This is a genomic window from Myxococcus llanfairpwllgwyngyllgogerychwyrndrobwllllantysiliogogogochensis (assembly GCF_006636215.1).
GTDB classification, from domain to species: Bacteria; Myxococcota; Myxococcia; order Myxococcales; family Myxococcaceae; genus Myxococcus; species Myxococcus llanfairpwllgwyngyllgogerychwyrndrobwllllantysiliogogogochensis.
The window spans coordinates 1-394 of sequence record NZ_VIFM01000967.1 but is presented as its reverse complement, the minus strand read 5'-3'; the positions used below and the strand labels follow the sequence as shown (position 1 = coordinate 394).

Below are 394 nucleotides of genomic sequence, written 5' to 3'. Positions count from 1 at the left end.
GTATATGGGCTATTCGCGTCGGTTTGTGTACGACGTGTTTTACCAGTATGGCCAGTTACCCATCGGGCAGTATATTCGTCTGCGGCGGTTGACCATCGCAGCGGTCAGTCTGCGCTTAACACGACAACCGATCGCCGCTATTGCCTGGCAGTTAAGCTATGACTCGCCGCAGACCTTTTCCCGGGAGTTTAAGAAGCGCTTTTCGCTCTCGCCACGTGAATACCGTTGCGCGGCGCACTGGGACACGGCAAAGCTGTTGAAAAAGTTTCACCCGGACGGAGAGAGCCTACCTCTGGCTCGTTTTTTTTCTCTTCCGGAACAGGTCTATTACGGCTATCCGATGAAGTATGAACTGCGCCTGTCGGATTTGGTGTTGCAAAGCACCGCTAAGACG

General features: G+C 53.6%; 1 protein-coding gene. It reads left to right on the top strand.

The window, feature by feature from the left end:
- Window positions 1-394: helix-turn-helix domain-containing protein (locus FJV41_RS56480; RefSeq protein ID WP_141649697.1), on the top strand; the 394-nt coding region annotated here is incomplete at both ends.